This window comes from Geobacillus sp. E263, assembly GCF_007197795.1.
GTDB classification, from domain to species: domain Bacteria; phylum Bacillota; class Bacilli; order Bacillales; family Anoxybacillaceae; genus Parageobacillus_B; species Parageobacillus_B toebii.
This window is the reverse complement of sequence record NZ_CP041632.1, coordinates 147,726-169,995: the sequence shown is the minus strand read 5'-3', so window position 1 is coordinate 169,995 and position 22,270 is coordinate 147,726. Positions and strand designations below refer to the sequence as shown.

The window sequence follows — 22,270 nt, the reverse complement described above, 5'->3', positions numbered from 1 at the left end:
GGATGCCCTATTTGTGTTGCGCTTCTTTACATACTACTATCGGAGTGAATAGTTACATTCCTATTATTATTTTTTTCTAAATTAACTACTATACTCCAAATAACTGAATAAATAACCCAAATATAAAAGTTGAGTACTTCTGTGTTAAATAAAAAAGTAATTGCTAAATAGATTGTAATAAATAGAGTACTTACAAATACTATGTTAGTCTCTTGATTTTTAATAATATTATTTATTTTTATTAACGGATAAAGCCAAAAGATCATAAATCCAATGAATCCAACAATACCTGTTTCACTTAGAACCGTTAAATAACTGTTCTCGGCATGGTTTAAGTATAAACCGTATTTTGGATAATAATATCGCAAGTTATCCAGGCCTACTCCTAACGGATGAAGAAAAAATAGTTCCAAGGAAGTTAATATTGTATCAAATCTTTCAGAATTAGATGAATTTTCTATTAAAAATTCTTTACTCTTTTCTGGAGATACAATACTAATTAATTTTCCTAAAAAATAATTAGTTAAATTAAATTTAAATAAAATATAAGATCCTAATATAACTCCAATAATACCCAATATAATGAGCTTATTAAGTTTCTTAAAATTAATACGAGATACAACGATAGTATATAATATCGCTACAGTTACAGATATCCATGCACTTCTTGAAAAAGATAAAATAACTCCTGTAAATGACAATAAAGCAACTATTATTAAAAAACATCTCTTTAACAAACTCAAATGGTTACTAAAATTTAGATATGAAAAACTAATTAAAAAAGGGATAGCAACATAATGTACATCCGCATTTCTTGTGGAAGCTGTATAATGCAAACCAAAGTATCTTGAATAGTTTTTCCAAACCTCCGTTTTAGCTTCTTCTCCTATATTTCCGGTAAAATAACCATAAAATCCATAAATAGATAATAAAAACCCACTTATTATAATAACAAACAAAACCTTGGAATAATCAAAATGCTCTGATTGTATATTTAATAGGAATACCATAACTATGAATATCAATATATTAATAATTGATTCTGTTCTAATTTCATATGAAAAAAGAGAAGTCAAAAATATAGAAAAAAGTATAAAGTAAGAAGATAGAAGTAAGAATTTCCTACTAGTATTTACTTTCATCTTACCTTTTGCAATTTTAGGTAATACTATGATTAGAAGATAACAAATAAATATAATACCAATTGGTATATTCCCGAATAATCTTAATTGTGGAATAGGATAAGTTATGATTGATATAAGCATTAATATTAGGACGATATTTTCTGTTAATGCTTTGAGCATTTTATTTTAACCCTCTTTTTTTGCCAAGATTATAGAAATTATAGTTTTCAATAAATAAAAAGGTGTTTGAGGAAAAATACCAAATGCTTTTACAGCTTGCCATTGATAATATAATCTCCTTTTATATACATCAACTTTCCCTAATCCACTCCATGTATTCTTAGTTTTAAAGTTATTTGCATCGTATCTAGTAACTAGAAATTTAGGAATATTGGCCATTTTACCGTGTTTTGATAGTCTTATCCAAAGGTCGTAATCTTCAAATCCTTTCAATTCACTATAAAATACCGGACTCCTATTTACAATCCTCCTAAATAAGACACTTGGATGAATAAACGGACTATCTTTTTGCATATACCTACGTATTTCAGAATCACTTACAGGTGTCCTACTCTCCCTTATAGAATTAGTAATTGGATTTATTGTGTATGCCCACGTTCCAACAATTACTACATCCTCGTTGTTCTCCATATATTCGTACTGTACTTGAAGCCTTTCCCTTTCGCATATATCATCTGCATCCATGCGTGCAACATATTTACCTGTTGCATTTTGCAATCCTAAATTCAACGATGCTGCAACCCCAGAATTTTCCTTTTTTCTTATAAGCTTAATTCTTTCATCTTTAAATGAGTTAATAACATTAACTGTATTATCTGTTGAGCAATCATCAACAATTATAAACTCAAAGTCTGTAAATGATTGGTTTAAAATACTCTTTATAGATTTACCTATACTTTTCTCTTCATTATAACAAGGCATAATAACACTTATTTTAGGCATAATTTCCCCCTTCTTGTAAAAAATTATTTTTAAGATTTACCAACTTTATTTATTATTTTTTCGTAGTAATTCCTCAGTATATACTCCCAAGAATATTTCTCTCGTGCCTCTAAATATCCTTGCTCTTTTTTCAGTAAATACAAATCTTCATTATCAAGTAAATATCTTATTTTTCGAGCCATATCTTTTCTATCCTGAGCAACAAACCCACCATTTAATTCATTCGCAACTCCAACATCATAACTTATAAATGGCGTCATTGAGATCATACTTTCAAGTAAGACTAATCCAAATGACTCTAATCTAGAAGTTAAAAGAAAAACCCAACTTTTTTTATATACTTCTATCAATTCTTCTCTGCTTAATTGTAATGAATAGAAGTTTTTTATTTCATTTGATTTTTTCTTACATTTTTTATAGCATGAACCAAAAGATTTTTGATCAAGACCCACCTGTACAAACTCCATATCCGGAAATTTATTTGCAAGGATTATAAAATCTCTATGATTCTTTGCATACATATGATTGCTGACATTTAATACTATTTTCTTTTCAACATTTATACCGTACGAAGATAATAATTTTTCTGCGTTAATTGTACTATTTCCCATCTCAAATTCATTAATATCCACACCATTTGGTAATACCCAAATATCACCTAAGTAATTTTGTTTTATATAATCATAATCAATATAGTTTCTTGAATGCAGAATTATAATATCAAAATTTTTTAGATATTTCGGCAACTCTTTAAAATATCTATAATAAATTGGACGCCTAAAACTAACCAATCCTGAAAAACCACAAGGAAAGGCTAATAACAATGGATTACCGATCTCTTCCTTATTGATTCTTTTTAATATATCAAAATGCCATGTTTGCGCTGCATATGTTACAATTACATCAAATTTTTGTTCTTTTATAAATCTTATAAAGTCTTGTTGATTCCCTTTTATCCTTTTCACATCATTTCCAGTTATATCAAATCTTTTTACATGAACATTATTAATTATTTCATAATCGTTCATTACTCCTTTTTTACTTGTTGCTACCCAAGATTCTATTCCTTTTTGTCCGAAATATTCGGCATATTTTTGAACAACTTTACCTACTCCACTTATTAATGGAGGGTATGATTCAGCGCAATGTAAAATTTTCATACCAGAACTCCTCTATGACAATTAACTAGTTAAATTATTTCCTAAAGTACATATTAATTTTATCAAGAAAACATAATTTCCACTTAGGTCTTTTTATTTTCCCATGCCCCTTCACTATCTTTTTATTCGCTGTATTAGCATTCTTTCTATTACCTTTATTTCTTTTACTTTTAGAAAACTACAAGAAATAATATATACAATCGCACCTAAAAATATATACATAAACAAGACTGTTATTTTAATAAGTAGAGAATTCACATTAACAAGAAAATGGGGATTTAAATAATATAAAATACTACCCATTATTCCTGTTGCTGCAAAAATTTTAATTAAGTAAGTAAGAATTTTTCTTAAATTAATTATTTTACCTCTTTTTTTCAAACTCAAGAGCAAAAGTATAGTTGTTACAATTGATGATACACTGGTAGCTAAAGCTAATCCACCAAGTGCCATGTATTTTACTAATATTGTATTTAACACTATATTTAATAAAATTCCAATAACTGCATTAACCATTGGTGTTTTTGTATCTTGAATTGAATAAAAAACTTTGCTTAATAACTCCCTAAGCCCTATCCCTGGAAGCCCCAGTGAAAAATAAATTAATGCTATAACTGTCATATGAGTTGCATTTGAATCAAAGGCCCCTCTTTCAAAAAATACCTGTACAATCGGATAGGCTAATATTATAACCCCCATTGTTACTGGAACAGTAATTAACAAAACAATATTTATACCAAATTCTACTATTTTTTTGAAATTATCATCTTCCGGATTATTCACTTCTTTTGAGAGTATTGGATAAATGACTGTAGTTATCGCAGTAATGAAGATACTAATTACTAGCCAGTTCAGTGTAAGTGCATAATTTAATGAAGATACACTCCCATCTTCTAATCTTGATGCTAGGGTTCTATCTATAATAGTATTAATTTGATAAACCATTGATCCTAAAATAACTGGTCTTGTTAAATATAATGTTTTCTTCACATATTTATCTCTAATATTCAAAGTGATTTTATAAGAATATCCTGTCTTATAAACTAAAGGTAATAAAATTATTAATTGTGCTAAATATGATATTAATGTTGTAACCATTAGGCCTTCTATACCAAAACTACTATGAAAGAATAACAGAAAAACAATATATACACCATTTAATATTAGACCAGTAGCTGCAGGTATAGAAAATTGCTCGTTATGTTGCAAATAACTTTTATATATAATTGTTAATCCCATAAATAAAATTATTGGAAATCCAATTCTATTTAAATAGACAGTTATATCGAACTTTTCACCAGTAAATCCACTTGCTAATAATTTAATAATATAAGGAGAGAATAAGTAGTTTAATAATATAAGCGCTATTGAAAATAATATAACAATATTTATGATATTATTAATATAATCATTTACTCTTCTTTTTCCGTATTTTACCTGTATTTCAGAAAATATAGGAATTAGAGTTGTATTAAGAGTATCCAATATTAGAGCAATTACAATAGAACTAACTGTCATTGCAGTAAAATAAGCATCTGTTTCATCATTAGAACCAAATTTTGCAGCAATTAATATTTCTCTAAATAACCCTAATATTTTGCTGAAAATTATGATTAACATAATACTTATTGCAGATTTTGTGACTTTCTCTCTTAATGACATAAAGATGTTGACCTCTACTTTTAAGTTTTTAGCTAAAACTTACCTTATAGTTTTTCTTAATGAAAATTAATTTAGACCAACGCACTATTAATGGGTCTTTAAGCCCTAAAGTAAAGTTAAAGACTTACAAACAAATAGATATAATATTCTATATAAATCTAACTTAAATAAAATATAAACTTGTATAATTATTGTAGTGTTTTTCCTAGTATATCAGCTACGTAGTTCAAAAAAAGAAATGACTGACTCTTAAATATCTCCTTACTTGCCATAGAAACGATTTACAATAATAGAACGTGTTGCAAAACGCATAACGAATGCATAAATGTACATAAAAAATCCACCACCTTGGAAATCATATACAGTGACCAAAAAACAACTCTCCAAGGGGTAGACACTATCATGATTTCCAATTTGAACAGCGAACATGCATGGTCTTATGAAATCGATCCACTTTTAGCATCCTTATTTCGATATATTGACTCTCTGTCATTACCAGAAACACCGTATGTGACAGGAAGGCCGCCAGTGTCGAAAAAATCGTTGTTGAAATGTTTCTTTTTGAAAACCTATTTTGCTATTGATTCCTTGCGAAAATTAGTACGCGTCCTACAGCGTTTTCGCTGTTTTCAACGGGCTTGCGGGCTTGGTGAAGTCCCTCATCTGTCTACGTTTTCCCGCGCGGCGAAGTGGTTCCGGGAACAAGGATTTCCTGTTTTTCATGCACAGGTGCTCAAAGATCTAGAAGTACGGTATCCCAAAATTGTGCTGATCGACAGTACGGCCCTTCGAAGCAGTCTTTACGATTCACAGGCAAAGTGGGGAGTGTCCACCCGATATCACTGGTTTAAAGGATATAAGCTCCATCTCTGCACCACTGCCGAGGGAATCATTTTATCTCATGTGTTAACCACAGCGAATCGAAATGATGCGGCAGTAGCACCAGAATTGCTTGTTTCTTTAAAGCAGTGGGATATCGAATTTGTATTGGGCGATGCCGCGTATGACAGTGAAAAGGTTCGTCAAACAGCAGAGCAGTCAGGAATCCTATTCATTTCCCCTATCAACCGCCGCAATAGCGAGGAACGGAAAGATGCCTATGGCCGGGTTCTTCCTGTCTTTTTGAAAACGAGGTTTGGCCAATGGCTGTTTGGGCTTCGCCGCGGGATTGAACGGGTATTTAATGAGTTAAAAAGTGATGGGGTGGAACAGCCGCGATGGTATGGATTTCATCGATATGTACTGCATGTGTTATGCTGTATCCTTATGCATAACTTCGATTTTTTACTCTAGTTTTGCAACCCCATCATAAAAAAGCAAAGTTTGTTAAGTCTTCATGAATCTATTCAAGTATTCTTAATCAAACATCTTTTTCAACTTATCTTCCTTTTCAACCTTCTTCATATCTGCTTCAACCATGATACGAACTAGTTCTTCGAATGGAGTTTTTGTTGGATTCCAGCCTAACAACTTCTTTGCTTTTGTTGGATCTCCTAATAATTGATCCACCTCAGCTGGGCGGAAATATTTCGGATCTACTTCAATTAATACACGACCAGTAGCTTTATCAATACCTTTTTCGTTTAGTCCTTCACCTTGCCACTCAATTTCAATGCCTGCATATTTAAATGCTAAAGTCGCAAATTCGCGTACAGAGTGCATCTCTCCTGTAGCTATTACAAAGTCTTCAGGAGTATCATGTTGCAACATTAGCCACATACATTCTACGTAGTCTTTTGCATATCCCCAGTCGCGAAGTGCATCTAGGTTACCTAAGTATAATTTATCTTGTTTACCCTGAGCAATTCTAGCCGCAGCTAATGTAATCTTACGTGTGACAAATGTTTCGCCGCGTCGCTCTGATTCATGGTTAAACAAAATTCCATTCACTGCAAACATCCCATATGATTCACGGTAGTTTTTCGTAATCCAATACGCATAAAGTTTCGCCACGCCGTATGGTGAACGTGGATAAAATGGCGTTGTTTCCTTTTGTGGAACTTCCTGAACTTTTCCAAACAATTCGGATGTGGATGCTTGATAAATACGTGTCTTCTCTGTCAACCCTAAAATACGCACTGCTTCTAGAATGCGCAATGTACCTAACGCATCTACATCAGCCGTATATTCCGGCATATCAAATGATACGCGAACATGCGATTGTGCGGCTAAGTTATAAATTTCATCCGGACGAATTTCACCGATTAAACGGATTACATTGGATGTATCTGTAATATCACCATAGTGTAAATAGAAGTTTTTGTTATTTATTATATTTATTAGCGCATCCGCTTCTTCCTGCGACAGAATATCTTCTAAGCGCTCTTGGTTATAGGAAGAGCTACGGCGAATAATGCCATGTACCTCATAACCTTTTTCCAACAAAAACTCAGCTAAGAAAGATCCATCTTGTCCTGTTACACCTGTAATTAACGCTCGTTTCATTGTATCCTCCATTTTTTAATTTGTTTTCACTGCTACGTTTTCTAAGAACCATTGATACACTTTCTGTAAGCCTTCATCTAGCGAAATGCTTGCTCTCCAGCCTAATGCGTTGATTTTTGACACATCCACTAGTTTACGAGGAGTACCATCTGGTTTTGTTGTATCAAATTTAATTTCTCCCTGATAACCAACTACCTCTTTAATTTTTTCTGCTAGTTCTTTAATAGAAATATCTTCGCCGACACCGATATTAATAATTTCATTGTCTTCATAGTTTTTCATTAAAAAGACACAAGCATCAGCCAAATCATCCGAATACAAAAATTCGCGTCTTGGTGTTCCTGTTCCCCATACTTCGACATATGGAGCATTGTTTTCTTTTGCTTCATGGAACTTGCGAATTAATGCTGGTAATACGTGAGACGTATGTAAATCAAAATTATCATTTGGACCATATAAATTCGTCGGCATGACGGAAATATATTTCGTACCGTATTGGCGATTGTATGACTGACACATCTTAATGCCAGCAATTTTTGCAATCGCATATGGTTCATTCGTCGGCTCTAGCTCGCCCGTTAACAAATATTCTTCTTTTAATGGCTGTGGAGCAAATTTTGGATAAATACATGTGCTTCCTAAGAATAGCAGCTTTTTGACCCCGTTTCGATATGCTGCATCAATGACGTTGGTTTGGATCATTAAATTGTCGCGAATAAAGTCCGCTGGATATTCATTGTTTGCAACAATGCCCCCAACTTTCGCTGCGGCAAGAAAGACATATTCTGGCTTTTCTTCAGCAAAAAATTTATCTACTTGATTTTTGTCACGTAAATCCAGCTCTTGGCTTGTTTTATAAACAAGGTTAGTATACCCATCTGCTTGTAACTTTCTTAAAATTGCCGAACCTACTAATCCTCGATGTCCTGCAATATAAATTTTTGATGAACGTTCCATACAAAAATCCTCCATCGAAACTTTTAAATTTTAAATATGAATTTTGTTCATTTTGTTGTAATATTCAGCTATTTTGTCTATACCTTCTTCAATTGAAATTCGTGGTTCCCAATTTAAAGCTTCTTTAGAACTTTTATTATTTAAAACACTTGATTTGATATCCCCTTTTCTCTCTTCTTCATAAATAGGAGTTATTTCTTTATGAAATGTCCTATTAATTAAATTAAGTAGATAGTTAATATTAGTTATAGTATTAGTTGATATATTAAAAATTTTATTTCTGCCTCCTTGAATAGCCAAAACATTCGCTGTAGCTACATCAGTTACATAAACAAAATCCCTCGTCTGCTCACCATCACCGAAGATTGTTGGAGTTTCTTCATTTGCGATTTTTTCCGCAAAAATGGCTACAACTCCACCTTCACCCTTAACATCTTGTCTCGGTCCGTACACATTTGCATAACGTAGAATAGTGTAATCAATCCCATATAGTTCATGCGCTACTTTTAAGTATAATTCTACCGAAAATTTAGAGATACCGTAAGGTGATTGAGGATTTATTGGATGATTTTCGTCAATTGGCAAATATTGAGGCTCACCGTACACAGCTGCACTGGATGCATAAACAATTTTCTTTACTCCGTAATCTTTTGCAGCATTAATTACATTAATAGAACCCATAATATTAATCCGAGCATCTTCTTCCATATTTTCTACTGATTTCGCTACGCTTACTTGTGCCGCCTGATGAATAATATAATGCGGCTGAAAATCAGCAACAGCGCCATATAATTGTTCTTTATTAGTGATATCCCCTTCATAAAAAGTATAGGCCTTATCTCTTAAATTTTCTAATTTACCTGTTGAGAGATTATCAAAAACCGCTACTTCATAACCTTCTTCAAGCAATTTATCCACTATGTGAGAACCAATAAATCCCGCTCCCCCTGTAACAAGCACCTTTTCCATCTATGTATTCCTCCAATTTGTTCTATCTCGCCCCATCACCTGTTATACAAACTTTTATTGTCTTTAAAATAATTTTAAGATCAAGCCAAAAACTCATATTATTAATATAATAACGATCTAATTCTAATTTTTCTCTAGGGGTAATGTCGTATCCCCCATTCACTTGCGCCCATCCTGTAATTCCTGGCTTCACCTGCAGACGATCAATAAAGCCTGGAATTTCCTCATTAAATTGCGCGGTAAACATTGGTCTTTCCGGTCTTGGACCAATTAAACTCATATCGCCTTTCAGCACATTAAATAATTGAGGGAGTTCATCAATTCTCGTTTTTCGGATAAATGCTCCTACTTTTGTAACACGAGGGTCATTTTTTGTCGCCCATTGTGCGCCATTCTTTTCTGCGTCTACTCCCATGGAACGTAATTTGATCACTTTAAAATACTTTCCATGTAAACCCACCCGCTCTTGTAGAAAAAACACTGGACCAGGTGTTTCTAGTTTAATAATAACAGCAAAAATTAAAATAATAGGAATAGCAATTGGTAATGCTAACAATGATAGCAATATATCTAAAAACCGCTTTACATACGGATAATATTTTATGTTTGCTTTTTGATTTCTTATTGTGTACTGCGTATCTATTGCAACTGCGTATTCCCTAAAAAAATCATTTTTTTTGCTGGAGCTAACCCCCACTTTCTATCTCTCCTCCTAAATTATTGATTACAGGAGTCCCTTAAACTTCTCCAAAGTCCTTTTCCTTTTTAAGAACTTGTTCCATAAATTGAAGCAAATCTTCTCTTAACTCATCGTGCTGCACCGCAAACTCAATCGTCGTCTTAATAAACCCGATCTTTTCTCCGACATCGTAGCGCTTGCCTTCGAATTCGTAGGCGAAGACGCGCTGGATTTCGTTTAGCTTTTGAATCGCGTCGGTGAGCTGGATTTCGCCGCCGGCGCCGGCTTCTTGTTTTTCAAGGAATAAGAAGATTTCCGGCGTGAGTATGTATCGTCCCATGATGGCTAAGTTCGATGGTGCGGTGCCTGGCGCTGGTTTTTCGACGAATTGGCGGACTTGGTAACGGCGTCCGTGTTGTTCAATTGGATCGATGATGCCGTAACGGTGCGTTTCGTTATCAGGCACTCTTTTGACACCAATAACGGAACTGAGAGTTTGTTCATATTGGTCAATTAATTGTTTTAAGCACGGTGTTTCCGCTTGGACGATATCGTCACCAAGCAGAACGGCAAACGGTTCGTCGCCGATAAAGTTGCGCGCGCACCAGACGGCGTGGCCGAGCCCTTTCGGTTCTTTTTGGCGAATGTAGTGAATGTCGACTTTCGATGGTTCTTTTACTTTTTCAAGCAAGTCTAGTTTTCCTTGTTTCATTAGTATGTGTTCAAGTTCATAGGCGTTGTCGAAATGGTCCTCGATCGCACGTTTTCCTTTTCCTGTGACGATAATAATATCTTCAATGCCGGATGCAATCGCTTCTTCAACGATGTATTGAATCGTTGGTTTATCGACGATCGGGAGCATTTCTTTCGGCATCGCTTTCGTTGCCGGCAAAAATCTTGTTCCGAGCCCCGCCGCCGGGATGATCGCTTTGCGTACTTTTTTCAATGAAAACCCCTCTTTTCTTTATGTATTTGCGATACGCGCCGACGTATGGGCTATTGGATGAATAGAACATACGTCGATGCGCATCGAATAAAAATAGCCCCTTTGTTGGGACTTAGTTTTGCAAATGGGATTTTAAGTTTAAAATCTCTCTTTCGTGTTCGATCATTTTATCGAACATGACATCTGTCCGCCTTTGTAAATACGTGACAGTTACCTCGACGGACTGTTTCATGCTTGTAAGGTCATTCAAAATATGCGCTTGATTGTTTTTCGAGATGCGGAGTTCCTCAAGGATCTTTTCTTGTGTCTGCTCCACATTTCCGAGCGTTTGCTTCATGGCGGCCATCTCGTGTTCTAATTTCTGTTGGCCGATTTGCAGTTGTGCCACATCATGCTGTAACGCATGCTGGCCTTCTTGAAGTTGCGCAACGTCTTGCTGGAGTGCCCGTTGACCTTGTTGAAGTTGGGCAACATCGTTTTGAAGTTGGGAGACATCATTTTGGAGTTGAGATACATTATTTTGCAGTTGAGCTACATCATTGCGCAGTTCTTGCTGGCCTTGCTGCAGCCTAGCAACATCCTTCTGAATTTGTCCGACATCGCTGCTTAATTTTTGCTGTGTTTGCTCAACACGGTCTAGCCTATCTCGAATCGGTTCTAATTCTTCCTTCAAAACCGAACGCAGCAAATCTCTCAATTCTTGACTCATCTTCACCCCTCCTTTCCCCTTTCTCCCATTATAACATGTCCAACAGAGGCATAAACAAAAATATAGATAAAAACCGGGCATCTAACCCGCCCTCACACCACACCCTCGACGACTAGCGTCTAAGGTGGCAGGACCGTCATCGTCCCCACCCACGGCATGGCCGAGTGCCTCCATTGATAACGGTAAGGAGACATCACCGCGAAAAGTGGAGGCGGCTTGCTTATCCCCGAGACGCGCTGGAGGGCCTGCGAGGAGGCTGTCGCCGCCACAGCAGGACCGAAGCGTCGCGAGGGGATAGCCGCTGGAACTAGACATCACCGAAAAGCTGAGCCGCCCCAATTTCGCCTAAAAGCGGCCCGCGTCCTGCGGGCAACGGCGAAATGTCGCCATCCTGGCTCCCCCGAAGCCAAATGTTCTTCGACCGTGGAAGTGCTTGCACTTCAAGGGAGAAGGTTATTTGGCACAAGAGAGCTAGGCGGCGAAGCTAGACATCACCGAAATCGAAAAGCGCAGGCGACTGCCTAGTCCCATAATCTCTTTTCTATTTCACATAGATTACCATTATTGCGTCATTTTTTCATCCATCTTTCGCCCCCATTTTTGCCATCGTTCGTAGAAATCAGCAACGATTCGACAAAAACAGGAGAAAAGAAAAATATGTTTTATGACAACGATGTTACCATAAAACATATTAGAACAAGCCTAAAAACTTTTTCTTTTTTATTCGTTCCGGCTCTTCGCGATAGACCGCTTGCCCGCGGATGAGAAGCTCGGCGTTTTCTTGGAAGAAATACACGGCGTTCATGCCAAATTCCTTGTTGATGACATCGTATGCTTCCCGCATACGGAATGGACGGGTTGTCGTATTATGCGCATCAGAAGCGATGAAATGCGCTAAGTTTGCTTCTATCAGCTGTAAGGAAAATTTTTTTATTTTTTTTCCGAAATGTCCTGATACACTTGAAGCCGTCAGCTGTGTCAGCACGCCTCGTTTCACCAGTTGGTAGAGACGCTCCGGACGTTCGATGATTTCTGCATTTCTCTCTGGGTGTACGATAATTGGGATCATGCCTTTTAGCTGTAAATCAAACAATAGCTGTTCGGCATAACGGGGTACGTGGTCTGCAGGGAATTCGATGAATAAATACGAAGTTTCTGCTAGGGTCATGATTTCGTTTGCTTCTAAGTTTTTCAATAAATCCCCATGAATACGGACCTCCTGCCCCGGCAGTACCGTAATCGGAATATCGTGCTGCTTCATGATATCGTTCAATTGTGCGGCTAATGTGATGATGGAGTGTTTCGGATTTTCGTATTTTCCGTTTTTATGATGAGGAGTCGCGATGATGGTCGTAATTCCTTCTTTCACCGCGGCGCGTGCCATTGCTATAGCATCTTCGATTGTTTGCGCGCCGTCATCGACGCCAGGTAAAATATGACTATGTATATCGATCATCCTCGCTCCTCCTTGCTATTCGACTAACCAAACAACTATTATGTTAGCATAGGAAGTTAGCACTATCAATCAGTGTATTTTGTAGAATTTTGTCGAATATAAGATATTTTTTGCATTTTTGAGAAACTTGTGGTTATGATAGTAAAGAATTCCTAATTGTTATACTTCTCCTGGTTGTATAGCATGAAAAAACACTCTATAATCTTAATAGCAACATGCAAATTTGATGCTAAAAGGAAGGTTGCACATGAGAGCAAAACGTCGAAAAAAGAAAAAATGGCTGCGCTGGGTTGGCGGGATTGTCGCTGCCCTTCTCATCGGTATTGGAGCATACGCTTATTCGATCTATCACCATGTAAAACAGACGGCAAATCAAATGTATGAAAATGTAGACTGGAAATCCGATAAGCGGGATGACGAAGTATCATTTAAGGAGAAAACACCAATTTCCATTTTGTTAATTGGCGTCGATGAGAGGAAAGGAGACCGCGGCCGCGCTGATTCGTTAATTGTGATGACGGTCAATCCAAATAAAAAATCAATAGAAATGGTCAGTATTCCGCGCGATACACGCACGGAAATCATCGGAAAAGGCAAAAAAGATAAAATCAATCACTCGTATGCGTTTGGCGGCGTAGAGATGACAATGGCGACCGTCGAACATTTCTTAGATATTCCGATTGACTATTATATTAAAGTCAACATGGAAAGCTTCCGCGATATTGTCGATGCGGTCGGCGGTGTAACGGTAAACAACCCGTTTGCGTTTACGTATGAAGGGGTGACGTTCCCGAAAGGAGAAATTACGTTAAACGGGGAGAAAGCGTTGAAATATTCGCGCATGCGCAAAAGCGACCCGCGTGGTGATTTTGGCCGCCAAGACCGGCAAAAGCAAATTATTGAAGCGATCATTCAAAAAGGGGCGAGCTTTTCTTCCCTTACAAATTATGATGAAGTGTTAGCAGCAATCGGAAAAAACATGAAAACAAATTTAACGTTTGACGAAATGCAAGAGATTCAAGCGAACTATAAAGAGGCCCGCCGCCATATTGAGCAGCTTCATATTACCGGAAAAGGGACGAAAATTAACGGTACTTATTACTTGATTGTTCCAGAAGAAGAGAGACTAGCGATTTCGAATAAATTAAAAGAGCATTTGGAATTGAAAACATCATCGTAATAAGGAAAGCGCACCGCATGAAAGTGTGGTGCGCTTCTTATTTGGCGATAAAATAGTTGATCAAAAAATCCGCCCATAGCTGGTGGCCTCGTTCATTTGGCAAGTCTGTGTTTTCATTGACAACATCGTTGAGCTCTTCGCTTTTGTAATCCGGCCATGCTTTCCAATGGTCTAAGTAAGTGTATCCTTTTTCTTTCGCGAACGTTTTAAGCTCTTCCACTTGGGTTGGGTAATATGTAGCGTTATAAATCGGATGCGGCGGCTGCAGCATCACCGTCACATCCGGCAATGCGGATTGGATGTTTTGGATGATGGTGTCAATCTGTTGCAGCGTATCTTCGATTTCGATGACACCGTTATTGTTTAATAAAAACGACTCCCATAACAAAATATCTGGCTTCGCATCGATGATTTCTTTGTCTACATTCGCCTCTAATGCTTCTTTCGTTGTCATATCTCCATATTCTTTGACGACCACTTCGAATACTTGTTGACCGTATGTAGATTCCAATTCGTTTTTGAACAAAGCCGGCCAGCTTTTCTCGGAAGAAGAAATGGCTTTCGAACCGACAATGACAAGCCGCACCGGGTGGTTTGTATGGATCGCATTTTTGATCTTGTTTTGCACTTCGGAAGGCAGCTGAGCTGCATATTTCATCAGCTTGCTTTCATTTTCGATTGCTTCTTGCTTGGGTGCTTCGGCCATCGCCTGCTTCACCGTGTCATCAATTTTTTTCTGCCAATACAGCTGCCCCGCTATAATAAATGACACGCAGCTTACCAAAAGCAACACCGTTAAGAGAAAATTTTTCACGATCACTCTCACCCTCTATGCACCATATCGAAGGCTTCCCATCATCGGGAAGCCTCCCTTCCTTATTTATATCGATAGTAATAGTAGTAGCCGCCTTCGCGGTGTTTCCGTTTGTTCAGCACAACGCCAAGCAGTTTCGCGTTGGCCGCTTCCAATAGTTCCTTCGCTTTTACGGCAGCCTCGATTTCCGTTCCGCCGCTTTCGATGACCAATATTGTCCCGTCGCATTGATTCGCTAAAATTTGCGAGTCCGTCACCGCCAACACCGGTGGCGTGTCAAAAATGAGCAAGTCAAATTCGTTATACAGTTGTTGTATGCATTGTTCCATCGTCTTGGAGCTCAGAAGCTCCGCTGGGTTTGGCGGAATGGGGCCGGATGTAAGAACATATAAATTTTCTACACTCGTTTCTTGACATGACGGCAATAACGGCGCGGAGTTGGTTAGTACATTGGTCAACCCCGTATAGTTGTTTAGGCGGAACGTGTAATGCATCGTCGGCTTGCGCAAGTCCGCGTCAATCAATAACACTTTTTTCCCTTGTTGGGCGAAGACAATCGCTAAGTTTGCCGCTGTCGTTGATTTTCCTTCCCCAGGACCTGCCGAAGTGACCATTAGGGAACGCATCGTTTTGTCGACAAACGAGAATTGCACGTTCGTCCGAATCGTCCGGTATTGTTCCGAAATTGGCGATTTCGGGTCTTCCATCGTAATTAAACTTCGCTCTATTTTTTGTATTTTTTTCCGATCTCTACGAGCCAATGGTTTCACCTCTTGTTTTCACCATGCTTACTTGTTTTTTCGCTTTTCTCGATTCTTCCATCGAAATGATGCTTACTGCACCGAGCACTGGCAGTCCAAGATGTTTTTCGACATCTGCTTCTGTTTTGATCGTGTTATCCAAATATTCCAGTAAAAAGGCAAGTCCAACGCCGGTCATCAAACCAACGACAAAGGCAATCGCCATGTTCAACATCGGTTTCGGCTTCACGGGCGCCTGATTCTCTTTTACTTCGGCCTTCGAAAGAATCGTGACGTTGTCGATGTTCATAATTTTGACGATTTCGTTTTTAAAGACGTCTGCCGTTTTGTTGGCGATTTTGGCGGCCATGGCAGGATCCGGGTCTTGAACGGTCACCGAGAACACTTGCGAATCTTTTTCACTTGAAACTTGGATTTGTTCGTTGAGCTTGTCCACTGTAAGGTCCAAGTTTAATTCTTCTTTTACTTTTTCGAGAATTGTCGGGCTTTTTATAATGACGCTATACGTATTAATCAACTGCACGTTCGTTTGAATTTCGTTATAATTGTATAACTGCTGTTCCGATTTTGCCTGGTTGACTAAGATTTGTGTCGATGCTTGGTAAATCGGCGTTAAAAAAAAGTAGCTGACTACGCCGCTTATAATTGTCGCTAAGGCAGTAATGAGTACGATAAGCATTAAACGTTTCCGCAATGTTTCGAACAGTTCGCGCAGGCTGATGGTTTCTTCCATAATGATGATTATACCTCCTAGAAATAAATCCCTTGTCGTCTAACAAATATCATACCGTAACCATTATAAACGATAAGGATAGATATATCTAGGCAACATTTTTTCCTGTGTAGCTAAGAAAGCGTTCACAATATGATTGTAGCCTGGTCATCCGCTGACAAAAATTGCGTCTTCGCATAAATAAAATAAGGCTGCCCCTTGCTTGTAGGGCAACCTTGTTTCATTATTCGTCTTTATTGTCTTTATCATTTGCATCTTGCGGGTCTTCGATTGGGTCTTCACGGTCCGGAACGTTATCGTTTTCATCATCGCCTGGTGTGTTGTTCGTATCGTCGCCTGGCGGCAATTGATCATTTTTATTGTCATTGAGATCGCCGTTATTGTTCATATCGTTGTCGGCGTCATCGTTTTGATTGATGTCGTCCGCCGGGTTCATGTCCCGATCGTTGATGTTGTTATTGTCATTTTGATCCACGTTGTTGTTTGGCGGCGGCGGATTGTCGTTGTCATTGTCACCATTGCAGCCAGCCGCAATGAATAGGGCGACGAAAGCGCTGAGCAGTTTGAATAAAAGCCACTTTTTCTTCATCGGTTCTTCTCCTTTCTGGGAATGTTGTTGACCTTATGTAAAGACCGGTCCTTGCTTATGTTTCCCAGAAAGGAGAAATTCATGCATTTTATGAGGAATTTTGTATCATTCTTTTGAAGTCTTTGAGTTCGGTTTCTTGCGCGAGGGAACGATAGGAGAGGGTTTCGATCATCCGGTCGTGGCGCTGTAATTTCTCGTTTATTTCTTCATATCGTTCATCGATATGGTGGGTAATTGTGTCAAAATAAGGAGCTAAGTTGTCAATGATACTTTGAGAAAGTTTGTCGATGGTTTGTTCGACCCGCACTTGCCCCTCCTGGAGTTCAGCAACCGCCTTCTGCAACGTGCGAACATCGGACTTTAGCTGTTGTTGGCCTAAGTGAAGTTCACGTACATCCGATTCCAGCTGCTCTTGGCCTGCGCGAAGCTCGTGAATGTCCGATTCTAATTGCTTTTGGCCTGTGCGCAGCTCGCGAATGTCCGATTCTAATTGCTTTTGGCCTGCGCGCAGCTCGCAAATGTCCGATTCTAATTGCTCTTGGCCTGCGCGCAGCTCGTGAATGTCCGATTCTAATTGCTTTTGGCCTGCGCGCAGCTCGCGAATGTCCGATTCTAATTGCTTTTGACCTGCGCGAAGCTCGCGAATGTCCGATTCTAATTGCTTTTGGCCTGCGCGCAACTCGCGAATGTCCGATTCTAATTGCTTTTGACCTGCGCGAAGCTCGCGAATGTCCGATTCTAATTGCTTTTGACCTGCGCGCAGCTCGCGAATGTCCGATTCTAATTGCTTTTGGCCTTGCTTCACTTCGTTTAGATCCACACGCATTTCTTTCAACTCAAAAAGAATTTGTTCCATCAGCCGCTCCACCGTCTCCTCACCTCCTTCTTGACGTCCATTTTACCACAAAAATCAGCTTTCCCGGACAAACAAAATAGGCTCTCCTTTCGCTGCCGAAAGGAGAGCGAGGCATCAGTCGTTTTTCTTGTCGCCAAGGGCGAACATAATTTCCGTTTCGCAAACGAGTTCGCCGTCCACTGTTGCGACACCTTTTCCTTTTCCGATCGGGCCTTTGGCGCGGATGATTTCGACTTCAAGGCGAAGCTGGTCACCTGGTTTTACTTGCTTTTTAAAGCGGCAGTTGTCGATGCCGGTGAAAAAGGCGAGGCGTCCGCGGTTTTCTTCTTTTTTCAGCATCGCGACCGCGCCGACTTGCGCCAATGCCTCAACGATTAAGACGCCAGGCATGACCGGATATTCCGGAAAATGGCCGACGAAAAATGATTCGTTGGCACTGACGTTTTTGATGCCGACGGCGCGTTTTCCTTCTTCGATTTCCAAGATGCGGTCCACTAATAAAAACGGATAGCGGTGCGGAATGATCGCTTGAATTTGTTGGATGTCAAGCATACATAGTCTCCTTTCTATGTTCGCCTTGTTATTGCTTCTCGACAAAATCGATGATGTGCTGCCATGTCGAGCGTTTAAAGACATCAAACGGGCTGCCATCGCCGATCACGCCATAGCCGATCATCGCGCCAGCGGCAAGACTCACCGTCATCAGGACAAAAACGATCACGAGGCGAAGCCAAATCGGAATGAGGCGGGTGCGCTGAAATTTGCGGCGGCGCTCTGTCTTCGCTTCTTCTTTATGCTCTTGTTTTTCTTCTTGGTGTTGTTCATTCATATAAATGTCCCCTTATGATGAACGGATTCCGTTAATTAAACCAAGCATTTGGTCGGAAAGGGAAATCGCGCGGGCATTCAATTGGTACGAGCGCTCCGTGATCATCATATCGGTTAATTCCGCGCTGAGGTCGACGTTCGATTGTTCGAGAGCGCCCTGCGTCATGCTGATTTGATTGCGCAAATTGCCGATCATGTTCACCGCGACATCGGTTTCATTGACGTTCAGCGCGTTTAAATCCGGGAGGGTAAATATATTATCGCCGACCGATTGCAACAGCTGCGGCCGCAATATCGTTGTAATGCCGATATTGGCTCTTGTCATCACACGGCCGTCGGAAGCGACAGCGGCAATGGTGCCATTATTGGAAATTGCAATGTTTTTAAAGCCTTCCGGAAGCAAAATCGGCGCATTGTTTTCGTCAAGCACTGGATGGCCATCGCTTGTGACCAGCATCAGCTCATTTGGATTTTCAGCGGACGGAGTTAAATAAAATGCGCCAGATCTTGTATAGCCGATTTCTTGCGCGCCATTTTCTCCTTGGACGAGGACGCGGAAAAATTGTCCTTCTTTTGCAAGGGCAACGTCTAAGGCGCGGTCCGTTTTCGTCAGCGCCCCTTGTGCAAGCACGAGGTTTGTTTCGGCAAGGCGCGCGCCGACGCCGTACCGTACGCCGTTTGGGGTAAGGCGAGTGGCCTTGTCATTTGGTAAATTCGTAAATTGTTGGGCAAGCAGTTCGCCGAAGTTCGTTTCGCGCCGTTTAAATCCGGTTGTGTTGCTGTTGGCGATGTTGTTGCTAATGACGTCGAGCTGCTGCCCGAGCTGCGCCATCGTATTGGCAGCGGTAATCATCGAACGTAACACGTATTGATCCCCCTACTCGTTATTTGAGCCGCCCGATTTCGTTCACGGCTTTATCCATGCTTCGATCATAAGCTTGTACGATTTTTTGGTTTGCTTCAAAAGCGCGGTATGCAGAAAGCATTTCCGTCATCGCGCGGTTGAGGTCCACGTTTGATCGTTCTAAAAAGCCTTGTTTCAGCGTATATGTAACGTTCGGATTATTCAGCGCGCTCGGCAAGACGCCGTTTTCGCTGCGGAATAAGCCGTTTCCTTCTTTGACAAGCGTATTTGGATTCGCCGCAAACGCAATGTTGATTCTTGCGATGCGGGTGTTGTTTGCGACAATCGTTCCATCAGCGTTCACGGCAAAATTCGTGCTTGGGAGCTGGATGCGCCGGCCGTTTTCATCTAATACGTACCAGCCGTCGTTCGTCGTTAAAAAACCTTGTGGATTCAAGGTGAAATTGCCGTTTCTCGTATAGCGGATGTCACCGTTTTCGTTTTGCACGACGAAAAACAGCGTTCCTTCCTTCCCCGTTTCCGCATCAACAGGAAGCGTCCCGTTGATCAGCGCAATGTCGGTTGGCTGTCCGGTTTCTTTTATATCGCCTTGGCGGAAATTCGGGATGAGTTCTTGCATATAGACGCCTGTGTTGATCGAACCAATCGTTGGCTGCAACGGAAATGAACGCGGCGTTTTCGTTGGCACGGTTGCCTTGTCCAATCGCGAAAGAAGCAGTTCCGGAAATGCGCGCAATGCCGCTTGGTCAGACTTGTATCCAGGCGTATTGGCGTTGGCGATATTGTTTGTCCACATTTCGATGCGGCGCTGCTGGGCCATCATGCCGCTGGCCGCTGTATAAAACCCTCGCAACAAGGGATGTCACCTCGCATGTGGTCATATATTACCATTATAAGACAGTGGGGCGAAAAAAGCGAATAGGTACCAATTCCTAACGGCATCTATTCGCTTTGTTCATCAAAAAATTACGCAAAACTTTGCTTTGGCGCGCGGTCGATGTTTTCAAGCATGAGCCCCGTTCCGAGCGCAACGCAATCCATCGGATTTTCCGCGATAAGCACAGGTACTTTTAGTTCCTCGGCAAGCAATTGGTCAATGCCGTGCAACAGCGCGCCGCCGCCCGTTAAAATAATGCCGCGGTCAATAATATCGGCTGACAATTCTGGCGGGGTGCGCTCTAATACGCTTTTGGCAGCTTGTACAATCATCGCGACCGATTCACGAAGCGCTTTTTCAATTTCCCCAGAGCGGATCGTGATCGTGCGCGGCAAGCCTGTGACAAGATCGCGGCCCCGGACGTCAATTTCCTCATCACGTGCGCCTGGGAATACAGTTGCGACTTTGATTTTAATTTCTTCTGCGGTTCGTTCCCCAATTAACAGCTTATATTCCCGCTTGATGTAATGCAAAATTTCCATGTCAAACTTGTCCCCAGCCATTTTAATGGAGGAGGCGGTGACAATGTCTCCCATCGAGAGGACTGCCACATCGGTTGTGCCACCGCCAATATCGACTACCATATTCCCACATGGCTGGAAAATATCCATTCCCGCGCCAATGGCCGCTACTTTTGGCTCTTCTTCTAAGTAAACTTTTTTGCCGCCGCTTTTTTCCGCTGCCTCTTTGATCGCTTTCCGTTCCACCGATGTCGTATTCGACGGGCAACAAATTAAAATGCGCGGTTTGGCGAAAAAGCCTTTGACGTTGAGCTTGTTTAAGAAGTATTTCAACATCGCTTCCGTGATGTCGAAATCGGCGATTACTCCATCTTTTAGCGGCCGAATGGCAACGATATTCCCAGGAGTACGTCCTACCATTCGTCTCGCTTCTTCGCCGACAGCCAGCACCTTGTTTGTATTTTTATCAATCGCGACAACGGACGGCTCATTTAACACGATTCCTTTTCCCTTGACAAAAATGAGTACGTTCGCCGTGCCAAGGTCAATCCCAATATCCCTCGAGAACATATATGATCCTCCTTGCCTCTACCCTCAAATCACTCCTAATTGGTTATTTTACCATATTCTATTAGGAGAATCATACTATTTTTGTTACGAAGGTATGACGCAAGGAAGAAAACTTCTTAGTTATTTTTCACGGCTTGTTTTTTATATTTTTTCTTTGTCGCTTCCCCCCCGCGCAAATGGCGAATCGATTTATGGTAATCGAGAATTTGTTTGACTTCCTGTGCCAGCTCCGGGTTAATTTCAGGGAGCCGCTCTGTTAAATCTTTGTGAACCGTACTTTTGGAAACCCCGAATTCTTTCGCGATCACGCGAACGGTTTTCCTCGTCTCCACGATGTACTTTCCAATCTTGATAGTACGCTCTTTGATGTAATCGTGCACACCACTCGCCCTCCCTAAGTTGGATGTGAGGAGTGTGAAATGAGACTCGCCTCGTGGATGATGAAAACCACTTCTGCTTGTGCATTTCGAAAATATCTAGAGCTTGTATCCGTGCTGTTATGAACGATCCCCACCTCAAACACTCTCGTTGTTGTTCAATTTGTAACAGTTTATTAGACATATCGGGCATATATGCCAGAAATATCAAGGAGGACAAGGATTTTTT

Annotated in this window: 24 protein-coding genes; 2 read left to right on the top strand and 22 right to left on the bottom strand. The window is 40.0% G+C overall.

Annotated elements, in window-relative coordinates; genetic code table 11:
* Window positions 1–26 precede the first annotated feature (26 nt).
* The 4 genes from FNL97_RS00855 to murJ form a co-directional block, all read right to left on the bottom strand.
* Window positions 27–1,304, bottom strand: coding sequence for an O-antigen ligase family protein (locus FNL97_RS00855; protein WP_143414820.1), 1,278 nt, complete (start codon window positions 1,302–1,304; stop codon window positions 27–29).
* Between the two features lie 6 nt (window positions 1,305–1,310).
* Window positions 1,311–2,087: a glycosyltransferase family 2 protein gene (locus FNL97_RS00850; RefSeq protein ID WP_143414819.1), complete on the bottom strand. Its 777-nt coding sequence runs from the start codon at window positions 2,085–2,087 to the stop codon at window positions 1,311–1,313.
* A 29-nt stretch (window positions 2,088–2,116) separates the two neighbouring features.
* On the bottom strand, window positions 2,117–3,247 hold the full coding sequence (locus FNL97_RS00845) for a glycosyltransferase family 4 protein (protein ID WP_143414818.1): 1,131 nt from the start codon (window positions 3,245–3,247) through the stop codon (window positions 2,117–2,119).
* 114 nt (window positions 3,248–3,361) lie between these two features.
* Window positions 3,362–4,909: a murein biosynthesis integral membrane protein MurJ gene (gene murJ, locus FNL97_RS00840; RefSeq protein ID WP_143414817.1), complete on the bottom strand. Its 1,548-nt coding sequence runs from the start codon at window positions 4,907–4,909 to the stop codon at window positions 3,362–3,364.
* A gap of 402 nt (window positions 4,910–5,311) precedes the next feature.
* Between murJ and FNL97_RS00835 the strand changes: the two genes are divergently transcribed.
* Window positions 5,312–6,202, top strand: coding sequence for a transposase (locus FNL97_RS00835; RefSeq protein WP_143414816.1), 891 nt, complete (start codon window positions 5,312–5,314; stop codon window positions 6,200–6,202).
* A 63-nt stretch (window positions 6,203–6,265) separates the two neighbouring features.
* Here the strand turns inward: FNL97_RS00835 and gmd are convergent, their stop codons facing one another.
* From gmd to FNL97_RS00800, 7 genes are all read right to left on the bottom strand, one after another.
* Window positions 6,266–7,354: a GDP-mannose 4,6-dehydratase gene (gmd, locus tag FNL97_RS00830; protein ID WP_143414815.1), complete on the bottom strand. Its 1,089-nt coding sequence runs from the start codon at window positions 7,352–7,354 to the stop codon at window positions 6,266–6,268.
* A gap of 15 nt (window positions 7,355–7,369) precedes the next feature.
* Entirely contained in the window at window positions 7,370–8,311 is a 942-nt protein-coding gene (gene fcl / locus FNL97_RS00825; protein WP_143414814.1) for a GDP-L-fucose synthase, read from the bottom strand.
* 30 nt (window positions 8,312–8,341) lie between these two features.
* Entirely contained in the window at window positions 8,342–9,280 is a 939-nt protein-coding gene (locus FNL97_RS00820; protein ID WP_143414813.1) for an SDR family NAD(P)-dependent oxidoreductase, read from the bottom strand.
* 22 nt (window positions 9,281–9,302) lie between these two features.
* On the bottom strand, window positions 9,303–9,977 hold the full coding sequence (locus FNL97_RS00815) for an exopolysaccharide biosynthesis polyprenyl glycosylphosphotransferase (protein WP_143414812.1): 675 nt from the start codon (window positions 9,975–9,977) through the stop codon (window positions 9,303–9,305).
* 40 nt (window positions 9,978–10,017) lie between these two features.
* Complete coding sequence (gene galU / locus FNL97_RS00810) at window positions 10,018–10,905, bottom strand: UTP--glucose-1-phosphate uridylyltransferase GalU (protein WP_143414811.1); 888 nt, start codon at window positions 10,903–10,905, stop codon at window positions 10,018–10,020.
* A gap of 112 nt (window positions 10,906–11,017) precedes the next feature.
* Window positions 11,018–11,614 carry a hypothetical protein gene (locus tag FNL97_RS00805; RefSeq protein WP_143414810.1) on the bottom strand — a complete coding sequence of 199 codons (597 nt, stop codon included), beginning with the start codon at window positions 11,612–11,614 and terminating at the stop codon, window positions 11,018–11,020.
* Window positions 11,615–12,305: 691 nt separating this feature from the next.
* Window positions 12,306–13,070, bottom strand: a complete 765-nt coding sequence (locus tag FNL97_RS00800; RefSeq protein ID WP_143414809.1) for a tyrosine-protein phosphatase — start codon at window positions 13,068–13,070, stop codon at window positions 12,306–12,308.
* A gap of 247 nt (window positions 13,071–13,317) precedes the next feature.
* On the opposite strand from FNL97_RS00800, the gene tagU reads away from it, so the two are divergent.
* Window positions 13,318–14,250, top strand: a complete 933-nt coding sequence (tagU, locus tag FNL97_RS00795; RefSeq protein ID WP_143414808.1) for a polyisoprenyl-teichoic acid--peptidoglycan teichoic acid transferase TagU — start codon at window positions 13,318–13,320, stop codon at window positions 14,248–14,250.
* 37 nt (window positions 14,251–14,287) lie between these two features.
* Here the strand turns inward: tagU and FNL97_RS00790 are convergent, their stop codons facing one another.
* The 11 genes from FNL97_RS00790 to spoIIID all read right to left on the bottom strand — a co-directional run bounded on the left by FNL97_RS00790 (window position 14,288) and on the right by spoIIID (window position 22,044).
* On the bottom strand, window positions 14,288–15,064 hold the full coding sequence (locus tag FNL97_RS00790) for an SGNH/GDSL hydrolase family protein (RefSeq protein ID WP_286173429.1): 777 nt from the start codon (window positions 15,062–15,064) through the stop codon (window positions 14,288–14,290).
* Between the two features lie 62 nt (window positions 15,065–15,126).
* Window positions 15,127–15,825: a CpsD/CapB family tyrosine-protein kinase gene (locus tag FNL97_RS00785; protein ID WP_143414806.1), complete on the bottom strand. Its 699-nt coding sequence runs from the start codon at window positions 15,823–15,825 to the stop codon at window positions 15,127–15,129.
* Window positions 15,815–16,558, bottom strand: a complete 744-nt coding sequence (locus FNL97_RS00780) for a YveK family protein (protein ID WP_143414805.1) — start codon at window positions 16,556–16,558, stop codon at window positions 15,815–15,817. Before FNL97_RS00780 ends, FNL97_RS00785 begins: the two co-directional genes overlap by 11 nt.
* A 223-nt stretch (window positions 16,559–16,781) precedes the next feature.
* Complete coding sequence (locus FNL97_RS00775) at window positions 16,782–17,147, bottom strand: hypothetical protein (RefSeq protein ID WP_143414804.1); 366 nt, start codon at window positions 17,145–17,147, stop codon at window positions 16,782–16,784.
* Between the two features lie 88 nt (window positions 17,148–17,235).
* Window positions 17,236–18,015, bottom strand: a complete 780-nt coding sequence (locus FNL97_RS00770) for a coiled-coil domain-containing protein (protein WP_143414803.1) — start codon at window positions 18,013–18,015, stop codon at window positions 17,236–17,238.
* Window positions 18,016–18,117: 102 nt separating this feature from the next.
* Window positions 18,118–18,555, bottom strand: a complete 438-nt coding sequence (gene fabZ, locus FNL97_RS00765) for a 3-hydroxyacyl-ACP dehydratase FabZ (protein ID WP_015865286.1) — start codon at window positions 18,553–18,555, stop codon at window positions 18,118–18,120.
* A gap of 28 nt (window positions 18,556–18,583) precedes the next feature.
* The gene (locus FNL97_RS00760) at window positions 18,584–18,832 is read right to left on the bottom strand and encodes a DNA-directed RNA polymerase subunit beta (RefSeq protein WP_062678107.1); all 249 of its coding nucleotides are present in this window, start codon (window positions 18,830–18,832) and stop codon (window positions 18,584–18,586) included.
* 12 nt (window positions 18,833–18,844) lie between these two features.
* A complete protein-coding gene (locus FNL97_RS00755; protein WP_172713557.1) occupies window positions 18,845–19,696 on the bottom strand; it encodes a flagellar hook-basal body protein in 852 nt (283 codons plus the stop codon).
* A gap of 19 nt (window positions 19,697–19,715) precedes the next feature.
* Window positions 19,716–20,552, bottom strand: coding sequence for a flagellar hook-basal body protein (locus tag FNL97_RS00750; protein WP_143414802.1), 837 nt, complete (start codon window positions 20,550–20,552; stop codon window positions 19,716–19,718).
* A 110-nt stretch (window positions 20,553–20,662) separates the two neighbouring features.
* The gene (locus FNL97_RS00745) at window positions 20,663–21,664 is read right to left on the bottom strand and encodes a rod shape-determining protein (protein WP_143414801.1); all 1,002 of its coding nucleotides are present in this window, start codon (window positions 21,662–21,664) and stop codon (window positions 20,663–20,665) included.
* A 116-nt stretch (window positions 21,665–21,780) separates the two neighbouring features.
* Window positions 21,781–22,044 (bottom strand): sporulation transcriptional regulator SpoIIID, encoded by a 264-nt coding sequence (spoIIID, locus tag FNL97_RS00740; protein ID WP_008880665.1) that lies wholly within the window; start codon window positions 22,042–22,044, stop codon window positions 21,781–21,783.
* Between the last annotated feature and the right edge of the window lie 226 nt (window positions 22,045–22,270).

Coding starts and splice junctions, on each gene's coding strand:
- FNL97_RS00745 (WP_143414801.1), bottom strand. CDS start 21,664: ATGTTCTCGAGGGATATTGGGATTGACCTTGGCACGGCGAACGTACTC.
- FNL97_RS00780 (WP_143414805.1), bottom strand. CDS start 16,558: ATGGAAGAAACCATCAGCCTGCGCGAACTGTTCGAAACATTGCGGAAA.
- FNL97_RS00855 (WP_143414820.1), bottom strand. CDS start 1,304: ATGCTCAAAGCATTAACAGAAAATATCGTCCTAATATTAATGCTTATA.
- fabZ (WP_015865286.1), bottom strand. CDS start 18,555: ATGCTTGACATCCAACAAATTCAAGCGATCATTCCGCACCGCTATCCG.
- murJ (WP_143414817.1), bottom strand. CDS start 4,909: ATGTCATTAAGAGAGAAAGTCACAAAATCTGCAATAAGTATTATGTTA.
- FNL97_RS00835 (WP_143414816.1), top strand. CDS start 5,312: ATGATTTCCAATTTGAACAGCGAACATGCATGGTCTTATGAAATCGAT.
- FNL97_RS00800 (WP_143414809.1), bottom strand. CDS start 13,070: ATGATCGATATACATAGTCATATTTTACCTGGCGTCGATGACGGCGCG.
- FNL97_RS00845 (WP_143414818.1), bottom strand. CDS start 3,247: ATGAAAATTTTACATTGCGCTGAATCATACCCTCCATTAATAAGTGGA.
- gmd (WP_143414815.1), bottom strand. CDS start 7,354: ATGAAACGAGCGTTAATTACAGGTGTAACAGGACAAGATGGATCTTTC.
- tagU (WP_143414808.1), top strand. CDS start 13,318: ATGAGAGCAAAACGTCGAAAAAAGAAAAAATGGCTGCGCTGGGTTGGC.
- FNL97_RS00775 (WP_143414804.1), bottom strand. CDS start 17,147: ATGAAGAAAAAGTGGCTTTTATTCAAACTGCTCAGCGCTTTCGTCGCC.
- FNL97_RS00760 (WP_062678107.1), bottom strand. CDS start 18,832: ATGAATGAACAACACCAAGAAGAAAAACAAGAGCATAAAGAAGAAGCG.
- fcl (WP_143414814.1), bottom strand. CDS start 8,311: ATGGAACGTTCATCAAAAATTTATATTGCAGGACATCGAGGATTAGTA.
- FNL97_RS00850 (WP_143414819.1), bottom strand. CDS start 2,087: ATGCCTAAAATAAGTGTTATTATGCCTTGTTATAATGAAGAGAAAAGT.
- FNL97_RS00805 (WP_143414810.1), bottom strand. CDS start 11,614: ATGAGTCAAGAATTGAGAGATTTGCTGCGTTCGGTTTTGAAGGAAGAA.
- FNL97_RS00820 (WP_143414813.1), bottom strand. CDS start 9,280: ATGGAAAAGGTGCTTGTTACAGGGGGAGCGGGATTTATTGGTTCTCAC.